Annotated in this window: 12 protein-coding genes and 1 pseudogene; 5 read left to right on the top strand and 8 right to left on the bottom strand. The window is 64.4% G+C overall.

The features are described 5' to 3' along the window. Positions 1-187: 187 nt before the first annotated feature. Genes ACWIE7_RS17370 through ACWIE7_RS17360 form a run of 3 tightly spaced genes read left to right on the top strand, consistent with a single transcriptional unit; the run spans position 188 to position 3,146 of the window. Entirely contained in the window at positions 188-1,294 is a 1,107-nt protein-coding gene (locus ACWIE7_RS17370; protein ID WP_064846256.1) for a tyrosine-type recombinase/integrase, read from the top strand. Continuing rightward, positions 1,291-1,623: a helix-turn-helix domain-containing protein gene (locus ACWIE7_RS17365; RefSeq protein WP_064846257.1), complete on the top strand. Its 333-nt coding sequence runs from the start codon at positions 1,291-1,293 to the stop codon at positions 1,621-1,623. Before ACWIE7_RS17370 ends, ACWIE7_RS17365 begins: the two co-directional genes overlap by 4 nt. A gap of 11 nt (positions 1,624-1,634) precedes the next feature. Beyond that, positions 1,635-3,146, top strand: a complete 1,512-nt coding sequence (locus tag ACWIE7_RS17360; protein ID WP_197493114.1) for a recombinase XerD — start codon at positions 1,635-1,637, stop codon at positions 3,144-3,146. A gap of 41 nt (positions 3,147-3,187) precedes the next feature. On the opposite strand, the gene ACWIE7_RS17355 is transcribed toward ACWIE7_RS17360, so the two are convergent. The 5 genes from ACWIE7_RS17355 to ACWIE7_RS17335 all read right to left on the bottom strand — a co-directional run bounded on the left by ACWIE7_RS17355 (position 3,188) and on the right by ACWIE7_RS17335 (position 9,368). Then, the gene (locus ACWIE7_RS17355) at positions 3,188-3,355 is read right to left on the bottom strand and encodes a hypothetical protein (RefSeq protein WP_275703462.1); all 168 of its coding nucleotides are present in this window, start codon (positions 3,353-3,355) and stop codon (positions 3,188-3,190) included. A 312-nt stretch (positions 3,356-3,667) separates the two neighbouring features. Next, positions 3,668-4,615 (bottom strand): abortive infection family protein, encoded by a 948-nt coding sequence (locus tag ACWIE7_RS17350; protein WP_081473272.1) that lies wholly within the window; start codon positions 4,613-4,615, stop codon positions 3,668-3,670. A 25-nt stretch (positions 4,616-4,640) separates the two neighbouring features. Next, complete coding sequence (mobF, locus tag ACWIE7_RS17345; RefSeq protein WP_040504913.1) at positions 4,641-8,156, bottom strand: MobF family relaxase; 3,516 nt, start codon at positions 8,154-8,156, stop codon at positions 4,641-4,643. Positions 8,157-8,316: 160 nt separating this feature from the next. Further along, the gene (locus ACWIE7_RS17340; protein WP_255180144.1) at positions 8,317-8,451 is read right to left on the bottom strand and encodes a hypothetical protein; all 135 of its coding nucleotides are present in this window, start codon (positions 8,449-8,451) and stop codon (positions 8,317-8,319) included. A gap of 347 nt (positions 8,452-8,798) precedes the next feature. Beyond that, positions 8,799-9,368 (bottom strand): TetR/AcrR family transcriptional regulator C-terminal domain-containing protein, encoded by a 570-nt coding sequence (locus tag ACWIE7_RS17335; RefSeq protein ID WP_010154754.1) that lies wholly within the window; start codon positions 9,366-9,368, stop codon positions 8,799-8,801. Between the two features lie 38 nt (positions 9,369-9,406). Here ACWIE7_RS17335 and tet(33) point away from each other — a divergent pair, with 38 nt between their 5' ends. Then, positions 9,407-10,630, top strand: a complete 1,224-nt coding sequence (tet(33), locus tag ACWIE7_RS17330) for a tetracycline efflux MFS transporter Tet(33) (protein ID WP_074690335.1) — start codon at positions 9,407-9,409, stop codon at positions 10,628-10,630. A gap of 363 nt (positions 10,631-10,993) precedes the next feature. Continuing rightward, the gene (locus ACWIE7_RS17325) at positions 10,994-11,164 is read left to right on the top strand and encodes a hypothetical protein (RefSeq protein WP_155818981.1); all 171 of its coding nucleotides are present in this window, start codon (positions 10,994-10,996) and stop codon (positions 11,162-11,164) included. Between the two features lie 352 nt (positions 11,165-11,516). Here ACWIE7_RS17325 and ACWIE7_RS17320 read toward each other — a convergent pair whose 3' ends face one another. The 3 genes and pseudogenes from ACWIE7_RS17320 to ACWIE7_RS17310 form a co-directional block, all read right to left on the bottom strand. Further along, positions 11,517-12,194, bottom strand: a complete 678-nt coding sequence (locus ACWIE7_RS17320) for a response regulator (RefSeq protein WP_010154757.1) — start codon at positions 12,192-12,194, stop codon at positions 11,517-11,519. After that, a complete protein-coding gene (locus tag ACWIE7_RS17315; protein WP_454070082.1) occupies positions 12,191-12,712 on the bottom strand; it encodes a hypothetical protein in 522 nt (173 codons plus the stop codon). Before ACWIE7_RS17315 ends, ACWIE7_RS17320 begins: the two co-directional genes overlap by 4 nt. Before the next feature lie 918 nt (positions 12,713-13,630). After that, a pseudogene (locus ACWIE7_RS17310) lies at positions 13,631-14,114 on the bottom strand (hypothetical protein); the annotation flags it as partial.

Below are 14,114 nucleotides of genomic sequence, written 5' to 3'. Positions count from 1 at the left end.
CCATGGGCATGCTCAACCACCATTTCGCAGCAGCCGCCTGATCGGCGCAGAGCGACAGCCTACCTCTGACTGCCGCCAATCTTTGCAACAGAGCCCGCAGACACGCCGTTGACCAGCACGTATACCCTTGGCGTCTCATCGGATGCATCATTGACTCATTGGATGCAACCGCGGAACGAGGTGTCGGATGCACGTCGACGGTGTGGGTCGGGTCTCGGTGGTGCCCTCGCTGCCGGTCCTTCGGCCCGAGGAGCAGGTGCTCCAGCTCATGCTGGACGGCTGGCGCAACCAGCAGCTCTCCAGGAACCTGCAGTTCGCGACGATCGAGCAGCGGCTGCGCTGTGTGCGCCGGTTCGTTGAGCACATGAACGAGGATCCGTGGAACTGGACGCCGGCGATGGTCGAGGAGTTCTCGGCCGACCTGCGCACCGTCCGACACGTCTCTCGCTCCACGCTGCGCAGCTACCACTCTGCGCTTCGGGCGTTCACGAGCTACGTCAGCAACCCCGACTACGGATGGGACCGGGTCTGCGAGCAGTACTTCGGCACCCACCCGGCGCAGGTCTTCTTCGACTGGAACTCCGCACCGCACGTCCAGGAGTACGACGGCGGACCCACGAAGCGTCCCTACACGCGGTCCGAGCTCGATCGACTCTTCGTCTACGCCGACGATGAGGTCGAACGCATGGGGCGGTCGGGACGCAAGGGCTGGCAGGCGGCCTATCGCGATGCGGTCATGATGAAGATCGCCTACGCCTACGGCCTCCGCTTCAACGAGTTGCGACACCTGCAGCTCGTCGACTTCGCCCGCAACCCGCATGCGCGCGAGTTCGGCCGGTTCGGCGTCTGCAAGGTCCGCTACGGCAAGTCAAAGCGCTCCTCGCCCTACAAACCCCGCAGCGTGCTCACCGTCTGGCGATGGACGCCTCCGATCCTCGAGGACTGGCTCGCCAACGGTCGCGGTGAGCCCGACACACTCGACCTGTTCCCCAGCGAACGCGGCGGCCTGGTCGGAGAACCGGCGCTGCTGCGCCGGCTACGCCGCTACTGCGACGAGCTCGGACTTTCGGACGGGCTCGATCTGCACTCGTTCCGACGCTCCTACGCTACGCATCTGTTGGAGGCTGGCTGGGACCCACGGTTCGTCCAGGACCAGATGGGGCACGAGTACGCCTCGACGACCGGCATCTACCAGTTCGTCGGCGACGAGTTCCGGCGCAGCACGCTCCGCAGCGCTCTCGACAGGACCGTCAACGAGGCCCTGGCCCGCACCACGAAGGATGGAACACCATGAAACGCAAGGTCGACTACCAGTGGCGCCTGGCCGAGCTGATGGCGGCCAGAGGTCTGCACAACACGACCGATCTCATCCCGCTGCTCGGCGAACGGGACATCACGCTCTCCCGACCGCAGGTCTACCGCCTCGTCAATCAGCGGCCGGAGCGCGTCTCGCTCCAAGTTATCGCCGCACTCTGCGACATCTTCGAGTGCACACCAGCCGATCTGGTCACGACAACCGCCGCGGACGTCCGGCGCCGGAAGACCGCGACCGAGCCCGGCTCCAACGTCGTCAGCCTCGACCGATCAGTTCGACCCCGGCGCGCGAACATTCTCGACGAGTAGGGATGGCTGCCGTGGCGAGTCGAGGACCAGCAGGCCTGTCCCCCCGCTCCACCATCCAGGGTCGTCCACGCATCACCTCGACGACCGGGAACCCGTGCGCACGCTGCGGCCGCAAGATCCCGCGGGTCGCCGTCACATGGCCGGAGGGCCGGCTCTGCAACATCTGCTACTACAACGCCGTCCACACCCGAGGCGTCTGCCCGGAGTGCCTCCAAGACCGCCTGCTACCAGGACCCGCAAGCGCCGGCGGCGGTCCGATCTGCGCGACCTGCGCGGAGATCCCCCACGACTTCCATTGCGACAGCTGCGACACCGAAGCCGGGCATCACCGAGGGCGGCTCTGCGCCCGATGTGCGCTTCGCGCCGACCTCCACCAGGTCCTCGGCGGCGAGCCGGAACACCCCGCTCTGCGCGGTCTGGTCGACGCGCTATGCGCATCCGAGCGACCCGAGTCGATCCTCGTCTGGAAGCGATCCCCCAAGGTCCAGACGCTCCTGCGTGGCCTTGGCGACGGCACGATCCCGATCTCCCACGAAGGCCTCGACGCCGTTCCCGGCAAGCCGACCGAACACATCCGAGCACTCCTGCAACATCACGGCCTACTCCCCTACCGCGATGCCTACCTGCACCGATTCGAGGAGTGGATCGCCGTCAAGTTAGAAGGGCTCCCCGCCGAGGTCCGTCAGCCCGTCCAGCACTTCGCGACCTGGCACCACCTACGCAACATCCGCGCCAAATCCGAAGCAGGCGCCAACACGCGCGGCCCGGTGCACTCAGCGAAGCAAGAGATCACCGAGACAGTCAAGTTCCTGACCTGGCTGCACCAGACACACCACCGCACCGCCGCGACCTGCACCCAGCAAGACGCCGACGAGTGGCTGGCAGGCGGACCGACCACTCGCACCATGATCAGGAACTTCTTCCAGCTCGCCAAGAAGTCCCGCTTGAACACCGGTGTCACGGTCGCGCATCGCACTCCCCGATCGAGCCCGTCCCTGAGCCAGGAGCAGAGACTTGCCTGGATCCGCGAATTGCTCACCGGGACCAGCGAGTCACTCCCCTACCGCGTCGCCGGCATGCTCCTGCTCCTCTACGCGCAACCACTGGTCAAAGTCGTCACTCTGACGACCGAGGCCATCGCCGAGAGCCCTCACGGCATGAGAATCCAGCTCGGCCGCCATCCAGTGGACGTGCCTGAGCCGTTCGCCAACATGATCCGCCAGCACCGCGATGCTCGGCCCAACCTCCGGACAGCGGCAGGGACGGACAGCCCCTGGATGTTCCCAAGCATCCTCGCCGGACGACACCTCCACCCCAACACCGTGATGGACAGACTGCGAGCCCTCGGCGTGAACCTCCTCGGCGCCCGCAACAGCGCCCTCGGCGAGCTCGTCCTCCAATGCCCACCGTCGCTAGTCGCCGACGCACTCGGCTACAGCCACCACGTCGCCTTCCTCCACGCCGAAAAGTCCGCAGAACCGTGGGCCCGATATGCGGCCCGCCACGCGGGCGACCAGCGATAGCCGGCGACCACCACGATCTGCCCAGCCATGCTCGCGTTCAGTTACACCAGGATGGTCTGGCCGTCGGCCTGCTGGATGTCCAGCAACAGATGCCCGCGCCCGCGGCTCGTCCTCACCACGGAACCGAACCCAGGGCACGACATGCGCCCGGGCATGCCGCCGCGGTCAGCGCGCTCCGGTGGCACGAAGTGGTGGCCACCGGAGCGCACTGGGTCAGTGTCTGCTGTCCTCGATAGGTGTCAGCATGACAAGTACGGCTGCGGCGGCGCAGGAAGATGCGGGTGCGGACGCTGGCGTTCCACAGACGCTGCATGAGATTCATGATGGCCTCACTTTTCACACGGGAGCACTTCGATGTGGCTGGTCCTGTGTGGTGAGTGCCCCGAGGCTTCTTGGGGCGGTCTGCTCCGCCCGACGTCAGGCTTCGCGCGTGGTCTGTCCTGCCATTTCGCAGTCTACGCTGCTCGGTTGGAGTGCGGAAGAGCGGTGGAGTTCCGCTTGCGGATTGGAGTGGAGAAGCGTCAGAAGGAGGAGCCCAGCGCAGCCTTTTGCTCATGGGAGGTTTCGTGCCAGGTGTCGGCGATGAACTGCGCGACTGCAACAGTCGAGTTGAACACGAGGCGTGCATGTCGTGGAGTCGCGGGGCTCTCGTTGACGGAGCCATGCCCGTCGCCGATTGAGTTGCGTGCCTCCGCGACGGACTGCACGAGAGTGGAGAGGGCGCGCATCGCTTTGCGGAGGGCGTCGCTGCCGCGCTTGCTGCCGTCTACCGCGTCGGCATTGATCGCGAGTGCCGATGCGGTGCTTGCGAAAAGAGCCGGGAGCTCGTCTCGTTCGGAGAACTCGATATCCAGATCCGTGAGCACGATCTTGCACTGGCTCTCGAGGAGGTTCTTGCAGGAGGAGATCGCCGCAGCGGGATCTGAGCTGAGGTCGCGGTTGATTAGATCGAGGTGACGGCGCAGCACAGAGTTCTCGGTGAGGTCGGGCGTCTTGGCGAGCGTTAGCTCGGTTGGGGCGTAATACGCGGAAATCTGACGCCAGCCATAGATGATGCGATCTCCGAAACGGTCTGTCTCGATGAGCTCATACCCATCTCGGCGGAGGGTGTCATTGTAGGCAGCGACCATCGCGGCAGCGGCGTCTGGATCGTCGCGGACAATGGGATGGACTGTCTCGGCTAAGAAGTTGAGGAACGTCTCGTCGCTGCCGTTACGAAGCTGGAAACGGTCGTCGTTGAAGACCCAGTCATCCTCCCAGTCCCAGTTGTTCACCATGTGCTGGTAGATGTCGCCGCTGGCAGTGCGGTACCTGTGGTCTCTGCTCGGCAGCTCCTCCAAGTCGTAGAGCCGGGCGAGGAACTGCGGATGCTGCAGCCGCCCCGACCAGTCGTACTCGGAAAGCGAGAGCCAATCGAACACGTTTGAGCGCGTCTGGCGAGAGATCCGCGCGCGGTTCGTTGGCGTCATGCACTAAGAATATCGGCCGCATACATCAGGAAATCGACCGCCTCTGACTCCGTCTGGACCGCACTTCCTCCGGGGAGTGCTCGGTCTGCTGAAGGCTCACGAGCACGCCCTGGGCGCGTTCGTAGTCGACGCGCTGAGCATCGTCGCCGGGCACCGCTCCGAGTGGGCTGCTCGAGGTGACGCCCCACCGGTCGCGGTACGCAATGACCGCCCGTGCCGCAGCCTCACCCTCTGCGGGAGCGGTCTCGTCGAGTCCCGTCAACCAGGGCTCTGGCTGCTTGAGGAGCTTCTCGACCAGGGCATCGATGCGCTGCTCCATGAGCTGCTCCCGCTCGTCGAGGGCTTGCCTCATCGCGGGATCGGTGATCCCGGTCGCGCGCGGGACCAGGCCGGCGATCATCCTGGCGGTCCGCTGCGGAGCAGGCTGGTAGGCCGCCGTGATGCGCTGGAGCCTGTAACGCAGCAGCGACCCGAGATCCTGCACCTCGTCCAGTCCTCCAACCTGGATGATGCGCGGGAGAAGACTGTCGATGTCGTGCCCGTCGGCTTCGAGCCTGCGCAGCTCGGTGGTGAGGATCCCGAAGGCGTCTGTCTCGACGAGCTCGTCGATCGTCTCCGCCGTGAGGCCTCCGGCGTGCAGGAGGGCGATCCAGCGTTCCTGTCCGGCGACTTGTGCGATGGTGTCGTACTCGGCCGCGAGTTGCTCGAGTGAGCCCCAGAAGTCCTGCTCCACGGTGATCGTGTCGTGTGCGGAGAGCTCTGCGCCAGGGTGCTGCAGGATCCCGTAGAGGATGCTCCGGGCGGTGTTCTGCAGGTCCTCACGGTGCTGATGCTCCTCGAGGTGATGCTCGTCGGTGGCGACGTAGACGCGGTTGGATTCGCGGCCGCGGGTCATCGCGACGTAGAGGGATTCTCGGGTCACTTCCGGTGAGTGGACGACCGCGTGTGCGGTGTCGACGGTGGCCCCTTGGGCACGGTGCGCGGTGACGGCGTAGCCGAGGTCGACGTGCTCGGCGACGTAGCTCACGGGCAGCGTGATCGTGGTGCGCCGCTTCGATCCTGCCCGCCGCACGGTGAGGGATCCGTCGTCGTTCGCATGGGCGACGTGCCAGCGGTCGCCGTTTTTCACCCAGCTTCGCCCGAGCGAGAGGCGCCGATTGTTCTCGCGGGTGATGATGAGATCTCCGCGGGAAACTTCGTTGCCGTCATGGAGTTTGACGCCGTCCACAGCGACGTCGCCCTGGAGGATTCGGTCGGTGCGGGCGCGGGTGTTGAGCGCAGAGACCGTGTCGAGGGTTTCCGCGATCAGCACCGTGCTCTTTCCCGCTGCGAGGTCTGTGCGCCAGGCTTGGTAGGCGGCTTCGAGAATCTCGTCATATCCGCCCGGCGTGACGCGCTGGTGCGCAATGTAGGTATCGATGACGTCGGTGTCGCCGATCCGCAACTGCAGGGACGCCTGCTTCTCCCAGTCGTTTCGGAAGCGACGCACATCGACCAGTTCCGGGGCGTCGCCGCGGTCACGCACGAGCATCCCGAACGCGCCGCCCGCGTCCACCGCTGCGAGTTGCGCCCAATCGCCCACGAGCAGCACTTTCGCGCCGACCTGCTGGGCGTGACTGGTGATGGCATCGAGCGCGAACGTGCCACCCAAGGAGGCTTCGTCGATGATGACGAGCTGTCCGCGCGTGAGGTTCCATTTCCCGAGGCGATGCTCATGCAGCCACTTCGCCGTGTTCTCCGTCCCGATCTCCAGATCCCCGGCGAGGACGTCGGCGGCAGCGGCCGAGGGCGCGAGCCCGGTCACCGAGCCTGGCCCGTAGCGTCGCTCCCAGGCTCGGCGCAGGGCACGCATCGTTGTGGTCTTCCCAGTCCCTGCGGGGCCGACGAGTACGTCGAGGACGCGGCCGGAGACGCCGATCTTCGCGATCGCCTGCTCCTGGTCCACCGACAGGGTGTGCCCGTCGCGGTTCTTCGTTCTGGCAGCGTCCTCGATCCATGCCAGCGGTACGGTCGGCGCCGACCGATCATTCGACGCGCCAAGGAGTCGGTCTTCTGCCGCGAGCACCTGCTCGGAGGAGAACACCGTTCCGGCTTTGGGTCGGAACACGCTCGACCCGTCCGCGCGACGAAACAGCGAGGGGCTCTTCGCGAGCTCGGGCGGAGTGAGGCGCAGCGAGACCCGTTCTGCGGCATCGACGATCTGCTGGGTGATGACGTCCCGGTCGTTCGCGGACGCGAAGCGGAGAGCCATCGTCTGTCGCACGGCCTCCGCGTGGAGGTTCCACCGTTTCCACGTCGCTCGCCGGTCACCGACCTGCTGCACCACGACCTCGGCGACCTCCTCGAGATCCTCCAACGGGATATCGTCTGCCCGCAGCAACGGTTCGTGCTCACTACCGGCGAGCAGTGCCGACGCCCAGGTTGGCGCGTCCTCACCCAGCAACGCGGTCGCGCGTTCTCGCCACTGGGAGGTGAGATCGCTGAGAGAGTGCTGCTGCTTCGGGGGCCGAGTCTCGAGCGTGGCCTGCTGCCGGAACTGCCACACCAGCTTCGGGGACGGCTGCCTCCCGTGCTTCGAGACGTAGTCGTCGACCAGCCGGTCTTTGACCTGCTCGATATCGCGAGTACGGGAAGAGAACTCGTCCATCAGCTCCTGCGGCACGCCAACGATCTCCCACGCCGTGGAGCGCCCCGCACCGCGCTCACGGGCTTCCCACCCGACGCCGAGGATCTGAGTGAGATGGTCCGAGAGGACCGCGTTGTAATGCTCCGATAGGCCGGTGACGGCGGCGTGGATAGCGCGAGAATCGAGCGTGCGCCACTTCCCGTCATGAGCTGCTTGCACGCGGTTGGCGACGACAATGTGCGTGTGGAGTTGTGGATCCGCGGCCCGAGAATCGTAATGATCGTAGGCAGTCGCAATCACACCCCGCACGTCGACTTGCGCGACGGCGCCACGCGCCCCTTTCGCGCCGACCCTGGTCATCGCGACGTCGCGCTCGAGTAGGGCGATCATGTCTCGGATCGCTGCGTGGTGAGCTTGGGCAATGAGTGCTTGCGTGCCGCCGTCGGCAACTGCCCAGAGGGTCGAGACGGACTTCGGGACCGAGAACGTGAGATCGAACCCTGCGACCGGCGCATTCGTTGGCTTCTGTGCTTCCTCCGCCTCGATCAGCGCTTGCTGCGCGGTACGCTCACCTGCGGTAAGGGACTTCGGGAGCTGATCGAGGCGGCGCTGCGTCCGCTCGCCCGCGGTGGCAAACTTTCGGTACGGACGCCCCAGTTGCTCGCCGCTGTTCGGATCCTGCCCGTGCCCCATGAGGCGCCGTAACTGCTCCTCGCTCACCGAGGCACCGACGGCGATCTCTCCGGCGAGTCCTGGGAGGCCGGCCCCGAGCCAGATGCCGGGAGGCGTTCCTGCTTCAAGGTAGTACCTTGTCAGCGCTGACGACGCATCGCGATCCCCGTCGCCAGCGACAACTGCGTTCAGCAGGTACCGGTACCCGTCCCCAGCGGTCATGACCCTGATCGAGATCGTCACACTGGGCAGGTGCGCCGCAGATCTTGGGATCTACCCTCGGAAGGCGGAGAGCGCGATGTTTGCGTCAATGCAGGGAGATAGCGAAGAGCGCGCTTCAACGGAGATGCTCGAATGGGTCCACGACGGATTGGACTCCGTGGTCGCGGCAGACGTAGACGATTCACACGCCGTACCCGTCGGCGCCGCTCGGCTCGGGGTCGCATTCTGCGCGGCAGACGTTACAGAGCCGGTGCTCGTTGCTCCCCCAGACCGTGACCTCGATATCGTCGGGGATCTCCATTCCGTCGAACTCCATATGCGGAGGTTAGCTGTCGCGGATTGAGTCGTGTCAAGATGCGGCACCGATGCTAAACCGCCGTTACCTATGGTCATCGCGCCGGTCACGCACTCGACGCTTAGTTCTTGAGGTACTCGAGGACGGCGATGACGCGCTTGTTTCCTGTGCGCTCGTTAAGGTCGAGCATGGTGAAGATGCTGCTGATGTGCCGTTCCGCGATCGCGACGCGACATGCATACGGTCCCTGATTTGCTCGTTAGTGAGCTCCGTAGCCATGAGCAAAACGTCAGTATCGCGGAGGAGCTGCTGCGGGAGCGGGAAAGGATTGACCTTACTGACGCAGAGACCCAAAGCGCGAGCATCCCTCATCGCTTTGATGCCAGCCCTTCAACCATTGCAACTAACCCGAACTCGAAATCTAGGTCTTGATCGACAGGCTCACATCCGTTGTCGAGCGCTGTTTGTTCTTCTAGTACGAAACCGACCGTATAGCGGCTGATAGCCATGAGAGCTCGGACCGCAGAGACCTCAGCGAATCCTTCGGACACGAGAAACTCGATCTGACTTTCGGGGGCATCCGAGCCCGCTGGCATCTGGTCACTCTTTTGACGGTGAAACTCTGCGTGCAGCCGTGCTCCATCCCGGACTGCCAGAAGCGCTGTCCGGAAGCTCCGCGCGTTGCGCAGGAGAAAGTCGTCCCAGCGCTCCCCTGACTCTGGGAGTGAGGCGTGGTGTTCGCGATCAAGCACATCAGCTGCGAGCGATCCGAGCAGGTGGCCCTTTGTCCGAAAGTGCCAGTAGAGCGCTGGCTGCTGCACCCGCAGATGCGCAGCCAGCGCCCGCGTGGTGAAACCGTCGATCCCCGTGTTATTGAGCACATGCCTCGCACCGCGCAAGACTGCTGCACGATCGAGTCGCGCTTGTTTCTGAGCCATGCTTGCACTTTATCATCGATAACTTTATCGTTGATAAGGTGTCATCTCTCACTTCCGCTCGTGGCTCGTTGGCCACGGTCCTCATCACGGCTAGCCTCGACGCCGCCGGCATGGGCCTGGTGATGCCGATTCTCCCCGCACTGCTACACGAGGCAGGGGTCACCGCTGATGCGGTTCCGCTGAACGTCGGAGTGCTGATCGCGCTCTACGCGGTAATGCAGTTCATCTTTGCCCCCGTACTGGGAACACTGTCGGACCGATTCGGCCGCCGCCGGGTGCTGCTTGTTTCCCTGGCCGGTGCGACCGTCGACTATCTCGTGCTCGCCACGACATCCGCTCTGTCGGTGTTCTATATCGCCCGTGCAGTGGCTGGGATAACCGGAGCGACCAATGCGGTCACCGCCACCGTGATCGCCGACATCACGCCACCCCACCAGCGCGCCAAGCGTTTCGGTTTACTCAGTGCCTGCTATGGCGGCGGAATGATCGCGGGGCCAGCCATGGGTGGACTGTTCGGTGCCATCTCGCCACATCTGCCGTTTTTGCTCGCTGCTCTTCTCTCAGCGAGCAATCTGGCACTCACCTTTATCTTGTTACGCGAGACCCGTCCTGATTCCCCTGCGCGCTCTGCGTCGCTCGCTCAGCATCGTGGTCGCCCCGGCCTCAGCGCGGTGCCTGGGATTACCTTCCTATTAGTCGCATTCGGCCTTGTTCAATTCATTGGGCAGGCTCCAGGTGCGACCTGGGTGCTGTTTACTGAACACCGCCTCGACTGGAGTCCCGTCGAAGTTGGAATCTCCCTGTCCGTCTTCGGGATCGTACAGGTTCTCGTGCAGGCCCTCCTTACTGGCCGCATCGTGGAGTGGATCGGTGAGGCAAAAACAGTCATCATCGGGTGTGTTACCGACGCCTTGGGTCTCGTAGGCCTGGCGATTGTCACTGACGCATTTTCCATGGCGCCTATCTTGGCGGCACTGGGGATCGGTGGCATCGGCCTCCCCGCTCTGCAAACCCTTCTCTCCCAGCGCGTCGATGAACAGCACCAAGGGCGCCTCCAGGGTGTGCTCGCCAGCATCAACAGCGTCACATCGATCTTCGGACCGGTCGCTTTCACAACGATCTTCGCGCTCACTTACATCAACGCCGACGGCTTCCTCTGGCTCTGCGCCGCAGCACTCTACGTGCCCTGCGTGATTCTCATCATGCGTGGTACAGCAGCGTCCCCGAAGTTCGGCTCATGGGCGAGCGGCGACTCGATGTGAGTTGTGAGACGTGAGCAGGAGCAACACGGCGGCGACACTGCTTCGCCATGGCCGACTAGCGAGACGGCGCCACCGGGAAACTCGGCATCATCTACCAAGGACAGGTCAGCTGGGAGCCTGATAGACCCATCGAAATGTGCGTGCCGATCGCGGAGAAAGGCCGGGCGCATCGGATCGAGCCATAGCACCATGAGTCTTCACGGAAGTGCGTTGACGGAGACTTCGTTGTGAACCGGGCCAAGGGAGAGCTGGAGGCCCTCTCCGAGTGGCTTGCCGATGACATGAGCTGGACGCTCATCGAGAAATCCACACACAGCGGCCCCAGTGCAGCCCGAGAGGTGCGCCCGCCGTTCTCCCGAGCGGGTGGAGGTCATTTCTGTCGTCACCCACGGACGACGCGCTTCCTGCGACGGCTACCTCGAGGCTGGAGGAATGCGCGTCCGTTTCAGCCATGCGTTCCGCTTCGTCAGCACCCCCAAGACCGCGATGATCGCAGAACTGCGACGCTACTGCATCGAGACGCAGGTTGACTGAGGCCTGTGCGGACAGCACGAACGACCCTTAAGCCCGTAATCTGGGAACCGCAGAAACTACCCGATCGAAACGCAACTACTTTGCCGGCCCTACGGGGTTGGCTCGCGGTCGTCGTCCTTGGCCGCGACCGTGCGCAGGAGGTGCTTGTAGCCATCCCTCGCGATCATCACGCGCATCGAAACCGTCACGACGCTACTGCCTTCGACGATCAGGGGAGCGGGGACTGATCGCGGACGCGCTGTCCACTTTGGTTAAAAGATTGCGCCGCTGTAGACGACCGCCATCTAGATGCCGACGATGACCATGCTCTCGAGTGCGCCACTACCCACCATTAGTGTGGTCAGGGTCGGCTTCAGGTGATGAGTCCATGTCGGTAGGCGGTGATGGCGGCGTGGACACGGTTGTCGATGCCGAGGGTGTTGAAGAGCTGGGAGACGTATTGCTTGACGGTGCCTTCGGACAGATGCATGGCCCTGCCGATCTGGGCGTTGGAGAGTCCGCGAGCGATGTGGGTGAGGAGCTCGATCTGGCGCTCGGTGAGCAGGGCAGTGAGTTCGTCTCGCGCGGTTCGGGTGCGGTGGCCCGCTCGTTGCTCGGCGGCGAGCCAGCGGGCGACTCGAGGGGAGAACGCGCCTCCGCCGTGCGCGAGGGCCCTGACGCCGGCAATGAGTTGCTGAGGTTCGTCGGACTTGAGGAGGAAACCGAGGGCGCCGGCGTTGATCGCATCGGCGATGAGATGGTCGTCGGAAAAGGTGGTGAGCATGGCGATCGGAAGCTCGGGCAGTCGGTGCCGGATCTCACGGAGAGCTCCGATGCCGTCGAGTCGTGGCATCTGGATATCCAGCAGTGCGACGTCAACGCGGTGTGTTGCCGCGGCGTCGACGGCCTCGTGGCCGTTGCTGGCGAGGGCGGTGATGTCAAGGTCAGTGGCGGAGGCGAGAATAGCGGCGACGCCGGTGCGGACGAGCTGGTCGTCATCCGCGATCAGGACACGGATCGGCGGGGTGTCGGTGCGATCCTCCGGGGTCATGGCGCGGGAACCGTTCCGATCCTGCTGACCTGGTCGGAGGCGAAGCAGACGACGTGGACGTCGACTCGTTCGAAGAAGCTGATTTCCGCCTCGTAATAGTGACAGGTCTCGTCGGGGCGAGGCGGGAACTCATCGCGTGGAGGATCGAGCATCTCCAGGGCGGCCACCGCGTCCTGTCCGGCGACTCGAGGGGCAATGGCAGTCTGTGTGGTCTCGGTGACGACCGTAGTGGTGCCGACTAACCCAGCGACCAGGTACAAGTGGACCATGGTCAGCGAGTCCAGTGCCAGGGCAGTGATCACCGTCGCCAGCAGCATTGCTCGGACCAGGCCAGAGCCAGCGAGCAGCCGCACCGTGGGCGAGCGGTCGACCAGGACCCCAATCGGGATCCCCAGCACGAGGAATGCCAGTGTTCCGATGGCGTTGAGCAAACCCATCTGCGCAGCACTGGCTCCAAGAACCAGTACCGCCAAGACATCAGTTACGAAGTCGACACCCCGACGCCCAGCGGCATCCAAGGCATTGGACAATAGCAATGGCCACCTGGGCCGTGGTAGCGAGGATCGCAGAGAAGAAGAGGAATCGGTAGAAGACATGAACTTCCCTCAGGAATGAGCGGGCGAGTGGGCAGAACAAAGGACCGCGCGACGTTCCAGCGCGGTCCTGTTACTCGCCACTTACAGGCTGGCCCGAGCCCTGAAGAACATGTCCCAACCTTCCTGGATGGATCGACCAGGAGCGTGGACAACCGTCCCCGCTCAGTGCTGAGTCTAGGCCAGCGCCAGCGCAGACCCTCAGTCGCATCCCCACATGCCGCCGAGCACGCGTCCTCGATTCCCTCCCCCGCGTCGCTCTGAAGGCCGGAACTGACTGCCCCAGCCCTTCGCGGGGGAACATGCCCGAGCCGGATGCGCAGTGGTGCCGGTGCCGCGCTGCGTTCTCCGACAGATGAAGCAGCACGGTCCCGCTGCGCGCCCCTGGCCGAGCAGATCGGCGCACGCGCCATGGTGCCCGCGATCGGCGTTGCTGCCAAGGCCGTGACCACGCTCGCGATGTCAGGCCCCTCGGCTGAACCACAGCCTGACTCAGCTCGTATACGCCCAACCTTGATACGCAGGGTTACCAGTACGCGTAAGTCGCGTTGCCGATTGAGTCTTTGGAGGCCTGAGCGCCTGTGTCCGGGAGCCAGCAGCATTGCCGGTGAGGGCCGGCGATCGCGTCTTTCGGGGCCACCGGATCCCGCCGGGGTTTTAACTACTGGTTCGCGCGGCGGTGTGCTCGTGCATGTTCCCACCCCTTGAGCCTGGTAGGGCGTCTGGCGTCTGTACGCCGAGATCGGAGCGTCTTTCGGTACGGCTAAGCCTCTCCGTATGACAGAGACAGCCCTCGCACGATGACACGTGGGAGGGCTGTCGATAGCCGGAAGTATCTCGCTGCTAGCTGCCGATAAAACCTCCGTCGGCAGACCCCGAAGTGAGGGACCCGACGTCGATCGAACCGGAACCACCATCTCCCACATTCACCGTGGCGTTCGGGTTGTGGCTCACGCGGACGTTCCGAACCGGCTCCTGTCTCCGATCTTCCGGCACCGCGGGGAAGCTTCCCCACAAAATGTCTTCGGTGTCGCGACAACCCCAGTAAACGTCGTATACGCCGTCGGGCACGGGCACGAAGCCCCACGACCAGGTGGTCGCGTCGCGGAGGGTAGTCGACGAGGCATTAAACACCCGGTCAGTGGTGCTGGCTGATCCTGCGGGGACGCCGTATGCCTGGCAGCCCATACGTCCGGCGGGCTTCGTGATCGTCACTTGAACGTGGCCGTCAATTGCGTCGGTACTGCCGACCACCGTGACGGAGTACGGTGACGCAGGCTCAGCAGTGGCGACAGGGGCAAGTGCGAGCGAACCGGCGACTGCGACA

This window comes from Dietzia sp. NPDC055343, from assembly GCF_053645265.1.
This window is presented reverse-complemented; position numbering and strand designations above follow the sequence as displayed.